The organism is Pseudomonas sp. TYF_14 (genome assembly GCF_043105275.1).
Taxonomy (GTDB): Bacteria; Pseudomonadota; Gammaproteobacteria; order Pseudomonadales; family Pseudomonadaceae; genus Aquipseudomonas; species Aquipseudomonas alloputida.
Window position 1 is genome coordinate 224,573 of the sequence record NZ_JBICLK010000006.1, and the last position, 6,807, is coordinate 231,379.

The 6,807-nt window shown below is 61.5% G+C and carries 6 protein-coding genes; all 6 read left to right on the plus strand.

The window, feature by feature from the left end:
- Window positions 1-7: 7 nt before the first annotated feature.
- The gene (locus ACF8O8_RS02435; RefSeq protein ID WP_010952089.1) at window positions 8-976 is read left to right on the plus strand and encodes an ABC transporter ATP-binding protein; all 969 of its coding nucleotides are present in this window, start codon (window positions 8-10) and stop codon (window positions 974-976) included.
- Window positions 976-1,944: a peptide ABC transporter ATP-binding protein gene (locus ACF8O8_RS02440; RefSeq protein WP_010952088.1), complete on the plus strand. Its 969-nt coding sequence runs from the start codon at window positions 976-978 to the stop codon at window positions 1,942-1,944. The genes ACF8O8_RS02435 and ACF8O8_RS02440 overlap by 1 nt, the downstream gene beginning before the upstream one ends.
- A 986-nt stretch (window positions 1,945-2,930) precedes the next feature.
- Window positions 2,931-3,755 (plus strand): nuclear transport factor 2 family protein, encoded by an 825-nt coding sequence (locus ACF8O8_RS02445; RefSeq protein WP_010952086.1) that lies wholly within the window; start codon window positions 2,931-2,933, stop codon window positions 3,753-3,755.
- A 64-nt stretch (window positions 3,756-3,819) separates the two neighbouring features.
- Window positions 3,820-5,226: an NAD(P)/FAD-dependent oxidoreductase gene (locus ACF8O8_RS02450; protein WP_392509189.1), complete on the plus strand. Its 1,407-nt coding sequence runs from the start codon at window positions 3,820-3,822 to the stop codon at window positions 5,224-5,226.
- A 33-nt stretch (window positions 5,227-5,259) separates the two neighbouring features.
- Window positions 5,260-5,601 (plus strand): cupin domain-containing protein, encoded by a 342-nt coding sequence (locus tag ACF8O8_RS02455; RefSeq protein ID WP_010952084.1) that lies wholly within the window; start codon window positions 5,260-5,262, stop codon window positions 5,599-5,601.
- A 52-nt stretch (window positions 5,602-5,653) separates the two neighbouring features.
- Complete coding sequence (locus ACF8O8_RS02460) at window positions 5,654-6,733, plus strand: polyamine ABC transporter substrate-binding protein (protein WP_003248478.1); 1,080 nt, start codon at window positions 5,654-5,656, stop codon at window positions 6,731-6,733.
- The last annotated feature ends 74 nt before the right edge of the window (window positions 6,734-6,807 follow it).

A 6,807-nucleotide genomic window follows, 5' to 3' on the forward strand; every position in this document is an offset into this window, starting at 1 on the left:
GAACGCCATGTCACTGTTGCAGATCAACAACCTGAATGTGCGCTTCGGCGACGCCAATGCAGTACCGGTGGTAGACGGCCTGGACCTGAAAGTGGACGCTGGCGAGATCCTGGCCATCGTCGGCGAGTCCGGCTCGGGCAAGTCGGTCACCATGATGGCCCTGATGGGCCTGATCGACGCTCCCGGGCGCATCACCGCCGACTCACTGACCTTCGACGGCACTGATATGCTCAAGCTCAGCGGCCGTCAGCGGCGCAAGGTGGTGGGCAAGGACATCGCCATGGTCTTCCAGGACCCGATGACCGCGCTCAACCCCAGCTACACCGTAGGCTTCCAGATCGAGGAAGTGCTACGACAGCACCTGGGCCTGAAAGGCAAGGCTGCACGCCAGCGTGCTCTGGAGCTCTTGAAAAAGGTCGAGATCCCGGCCGCAGAAAGCCGCCTGGACGCTTACCCGCACCAGCTGTCAGGCGGCATGAGCCAACGTGTGGCGATCGCCATGGCCATTGCCGGCGAGCCCAAGCTGCTGATCGCAGACGAACCGACCACGGCCCTCGACGTGACGATCCAGGCACAGATCATGGAACTGCTGGTCAACCTGCAGAAGGAGCGCAACATGGCGCTCATCCTGATCACCCACGACCTCGCCGTGGTCGCCGAAACCGCCAGGCGGGTGTGCGTGATGTACGCCGGCCAAGCCGTGGAAGTGGGCCAGGTGCCAGAACTGTTCGATGTGCCCGCCCACCCTTACAGCGAAGCCCTGCTCGCCGCGATCCCCGAGCACAGCATTGGCGCCGAACGCCTGGCCACCCTGCCTGGCATCGTCCCCGGCCGCTACGACCGCCCGGTCGGTTGCCTGCTGTCACCACGCTGCCCCTATGTACAGGACAATTGCCGGCGCCAGCGCCCGCCCCTCGACCCTCAGGCCCACAGCCTGGTGCGTTGCTTCTACCCGCTGAACCAGGAGGTGGCGTGATGGCCGTCGTTCTATCCGCCCGGGAGCTGACCCGGCATTACGAAGTCTCCCGCGGGCTGTTCAAGGGCCATGCGCTGGTGCGCGCGCTCAATGGCGTGTCGTTCGAACTGGAGGCCGGCAAGACCCTGGCCGTGGTCGGCGAGTCGGGCTGCGGCAAGTCGACCCTGGCCCGCGCCCTGACCCTGATCGAAGAGCCGTCGTCCGGATCGCTGCAAATTGCCGGCACCGAGGTGAAGGGCGCCAGCAAGGCAGAGCGCAAACAACTGCGCCGCGATGTGCAGATGGTGTTCCAGAGCCCCTACGCCTCGCTCAACCCACGGCAGAAGATCGGTGACCAACTGGCCGAACCGCTGCTGATCAACACCTCGCTGAGCAAGGCCGAGCGCCGCGACAAAGTGCAGAAGATGATGGAGCAGGTCGGCCTGCGCCCCGAGCACTACCAGCGCTACCCACACATGTTCTCCGGCGGCCAGCGCCAGCGTATCGCCCTGGCCCGGGCGATGATGCTGCAACCCAAGGTGCTGGTGGCCGACGAACCGACCTCTGCGCTGGACGTGTCGATTCAGGCGCAGGTGCTGAACCTGTTCATGGATCTGCAGAAGGAGTTCAACACCGCCTACGTGTTCATCTCGCACAACCTGGCGGTGGTGCGGCATGTGGCGGATCAGGTACTGGTGATGTACCTGGGGCGGCCGGCGGAGATGGGGCCGAAGGAGGACATCTACGCGAAGCCGCTGCACCCGTATACCCAGGCGCTGCTGTCGGCGACACCCGCGATTCATCCAGACCCGTTGAAGCCGAAAATTCGTATCGTCGGGGAGCTGCCCAACCCGCTGAACCCGCCGGATGGGTGTGCGTTTCACAAACGCTGCCCGTATGCGACCGAGCGGTGTGCCAAGGAGGTGCCGGCACTGAGGCAGGTGAGTACGCGGCAGGTTGCGTGCCACTATGCGGAGCAGTTTCTTTAACTGTTAGAAAACTGGGCAGCCCTCAGTGCGAAAAACAGCAGTTTGCTGCGCTGCCCAGCTGAAGTGCCAAGGCTTTTTGATTGTGGAGCTGAATCCATTTGTGGACGAGGTTGCCATTGAGGCTGTGGCCCAAGGCGATGTTTGCGATGGAGGCGCCGGGCTCGTCGCACTCTGGGCTTTGAAAGGTTTATTGTAGGTACGGCGCTGAGGATGCCTGGAAAATCCGCTTGATGGGCCAGAAATGGTGTCCACTTTTAGGTGGACACCATGGCCTTCGCCGGTTTCGTCAGGAAGATGTGTTGGCCGGACGGATACCGGGATTCGACTATCAGGGGAGTGTCAGTTTTTTTGTGTACGGGACAAGGCATTTTCAATGCTTTGATACCTGCTTGCTGACTGCAGACGCCGTCAAGCCTAATCGGGCAGATGCGTCTACAAAACTTCCAGTTTCACCACTACCGCAAATGCTGCCATGCAAGGCAACATATCAACATGACTTTTGCAAGATAGATTTGATAGTCCATTACTATGAGCACTCATATCTACAGGCCCGCAGCGAAAAATACGCCATTGGCACACTCCCCCAAAAATCTACAATTTATATACCGAAGAAAATGTCACGAGGCCTTTGGTGTTCATCAGAACACCAAACTGGATTTATTGATCTCAAGCCCGACATCCGGGCCCTGCCTTGCACACGCCTTTTGTAGCGAAGAGTTGTAGCAAAAGGGCCGCAAAGCGGCCCCCAAAATCTCAATGCATAAAGAACCAGATCAGAATGATCACCGGAATCGGCACCCCAATCATCCAAAGCAGTATCGAGCGCATGGCCTTTCTCCTTGTTCGATGGTGACAAGAAAGGTGCAGCCGCCATGCCAGTTGTATCAAAAAACTACATTCATAAGAATCAAAGGCTTACCCTCCAAGCCGCCTGAGCAAACCGTGCAATATGCAGGATCCACGCCCTTGCACCTGGGTGTTCTGCAATGCACTATCCACCCATGATCGCCACCACACTCCCCGATGGCCCCGAACAAACGCCGCTTACCGCCGAAATCGTGCTGCGCTACCACCTCTGCTGGAAGCATCGCGACCTCGACGGTGTCATGGCGCTCTACCACCCCGATATCCAGTACCACGACTTCTTTCAGAACCGCGTGCTCGGCCATCAGGAACTGCGCGACTACGTACGCGCCTGCCTGCCCCATGAAGCCGGCGAGGACATCGTCCACAGCGACCGCATCCGCGTCGATGGCAGCACCGCATTCATCCAGTATCAGGTCACGGTCCAGGGCGGTGACGGCCTGGTTGCGTTCCAGTCCAGCGAGGCGATCACCGTCAGGGACGGGCTGATCTGGCGGGTCAACGAATACGCCACGCTGGTCCGCCAGAACGGCACAGGCCACGCCAACAGCGGTCCGCGCCCCGCCACCAGCCGCCTGGGCTTGTCGCCTCGGCAGTTGTCGACCATGGCCCAGGACCTGGAGCATTACTTCCGGCGTCAACGCCCCTACCTCGACCCGGAGCTCGACCTGCAACAGGTCGCCGACGCCAGCGGCTACAGCCGCAACCAGATTTCCTACCTGCTCAACCAGGTGCTGGGGCAAAGCTTCTACCGCTACGTCAACCAGGCACGCCTGCAGCACCTGATGGCCAGCCTCGGCGACGACAGCGTCGAGGCGACGATCGACGAGCTGGCCTTCAGTGCCGGCTTCAACTCGCTGTCGGCGTTCTACAAGTGCTTCCGCGAACACACCGGGTTCACGCCCAAGGCCTACCTGAAGCAAATTTCCCTGCGTGCACGCACGTAAGACAGCCGCCCACTGACACCAATAGCATCGCCCACAGACCTTGACGGATGTGGAGCCGAACCCGATGCAACCCCTGCGCACGCTCAGCTTGTGGATGGACCAGCTCGACGAGCCGCTGTGCGCGCGCCCGGCACTGCGCAATGACCTCGACGTTGACGTGTGCATCATCGGTGCCGGCTATACCGGCCTTTGGACCGCGTACTACCTCAAGCGCCAGGCCCCCCAGCTGAACATCGCGGTGATCGAAGCCCAAATCGCTGGCTTCGGCGCCTCCGGCCGTAATGGGGGCTGGCTGATGGGCAACCTGCTCGGCGAAGACCGCCTGCTCGGTGCCCTCTCGCCGCAACAGCGCCGCGCCAGCATCGACCTGCTGCACGGCATCCCGGATGAAGTGCATCGCGTGCTGCAAAGTGAAGGCATCGACTGTGACTACCGCAAAGGCGGCGTCCTTTATTGCGCGGCGCGCTACCCGGAGCAGGAACGCAGCCTGCGCGCCTACCTCGACGACTTGTATCGCCAAGGCATGACCGAGGACGACTACCGCTGGCTGAGCCCCGAGCAGCTGGGTAACCAGTTACGGGTCAGCAATGCGTTTGGAGCCATCTACAGCCCGCACACGGCGACCATCCAGCCAGCCAAGCTGGTGCGCGGCCTTGCCCGGGCAGTGGAGGCGCTGGGCGTATCGATCTACGAAAACACCCCGGCCATCGACTGGCAGCCGAGCGAGGTGCGTACCCCGCTGGCACAGATTCGCTGCCAGTGGATGGTACCTGCCGTGGAGGGTTACGCCGCCAGCCTGCCGCCACTGGGCAAACACCAATTGCCAGTACAGAGCCTGCTGGTGGCCACCGAGCCGCTGCCAGAGGCCACCTGGGAGCAAATTGGCCTGAGCAAGGGCCAAGCCTTCAGTGAAAGCAGCCGCCAGGTCACCTACGGCCAGCGCACTGCCGACAACCGTCTGGTCTTCGGTGCTCGCGGTGGCTATCGCTTCGGTGGGCGTCTGCGCGAGAACTTCAACCTCGACGAACACGAAGTCGAACTGCGCCGCTACCTGTTCGGCGAACTGTTCCCGCAGCTCAAACAGGTACGCATCACTCATACCTGGGGCGGCAACCTCGGCATGGCGCGACGCTTCCGCCCACACATGCTTTGCGACCGCCAGCGCGGCATCGCCCTTGCCGGCGGCTACGGCGGCGAAGGCGTCGGGGCTACCAACCTGGGTGGGCGCACCCTGGCGGCGCTGATCCTCAACCAGCACAACGAACTGACGGCGCAACCCTGGGTGCTCGACAACCGCCCGCTATCGAGCCTGGCAAGCTGGCCTCCCGAGCCCTGCCGCTGGCTGGGCTACAACGCGATCATCCAGAGCTTCGTCCACGAGGACCGGACCCTCGCCAACCCCGCCAGTGCACCGTGGAGGCGGCGCCTGGCCATCTCGGTTGCGGACTTCATGGAAGGCTTCATGCACTGACTTCCCTTTTCACTCGTACAGGATCCACCGGTCATGAGCATCACCCAGTTCAAGAACACCGAATTTGCCGTGCTCGACAGCTCCAACCCGGTCGCGGTACCGCTCGGCGAACCCGTGGCAGTCACGTCAGTCACCTGCGTGGAGCGCAGCGATGGCGTTGAAACCGGCATCTGGGAATGCACCCCAGGGCGCTGGCGGCGGCAGATCGTGCAACAGGAGTTCTGCCATTTCATCAAGGGCCGCTGCACGTTCATCCCCGACGGTGGCGAGCCCCTGGTCATAGAAGCCGGAGACGCATTGATGCTACCGGCCAACAGCACCGGCACCTGGGACATCCAGGAGACCGTGCGCAAAACCTACGTGCTTATTTTCTGATCCGCTGATCGCCTGCCTTCGATAACAACAGACAAAGCAAGGTAAACCCGACATGCGCACCTTCCTCCTCGCCCCCCTGATGCTGGCCGCCAGCGTGGCCAGCGCCGCTGAAACGGTGAAGATCTACAACTGGTCCAGCTACGTGGCCCCCGATACGTTGAAAAACTTCCAGCAAGCCAGCGGCATCGTGCCGACCTATGACGTGTACGACAGCAATGAAACCCTCGATGGCAAGTTGATGACCGGCAATTCCGGCTACGACGTGGTGTTCCCCTCCAACCATTTCATGGCCCGGCAGATCCAGGGCAAGGCCTTGAAGCGCCTGGACAAATCCCAGCTGCCTAACTGGCACAACCTCAACCCGGTGCTGCTCAAGGCGCTGGAGGTGAACGACCCGGGCAACCAGTACGGCTTCCCGTACCTGTGGGGCAGTACCGGTATTGGCTACAACATCGACAAGGTCAAGGCGGTGCTCGGCGACAACGCGCCCGTGGACTCCTGGGACCTGATCTTCAAGCCCGAGTACATGAGCAAGCTGAAAAGCTGTGGCGTCGCGGTGCTGGACAATGGCCCCGAACTGCTGCCGATCGCCCTGCACTACCTGGGCTTGCCCCATCACAGCCAAGACCCCAAGGACTACGAGAAGGCCAAGGACCTGCTGATGAAAGTGCGGCCTTACATCAGCTATTTCCACTCGTCCAAGTACACGGGCGACCTGGCCAACGGCGATATCTGCGTGGTAGTGGGGTTCTCAGGGGATGTGCTGCAGGCGAAGAACCGCGCCGACGAGGCGAACAATGGCGTGAAGGTGGGCTATTCGATACCCAAGGAGGGCGCGCCGATGTGGTTCGACATGGTTGCCATGCCCGTCGATGCGCCGGATGAAAAGGCCGGATATGCCTACATGAACTACCTGCTGCAGCCGGAAGTGATGGCCAACATCAGCAACCACGTCCAGTACGCCAACGGCAACCTCAAGGCGGACGGGCTGGTGGACCCGGCGATGAAGGGTAATACGATGATTTACCCGAGCGACGAGGTGATGGGCAAGCTGTATGCGCTGGAGGCGATGCCGGCGAAGATCGACCGTATTCGTACGCGAATCTGGACCAGTATCAAAGCCGGAAATTGAAATGGGGCCGCCTAGCGGCCCTTCGCGGGCACGCCCGCTCCCACAGGTATCACATGACCTCCAGGTCTGGTGAT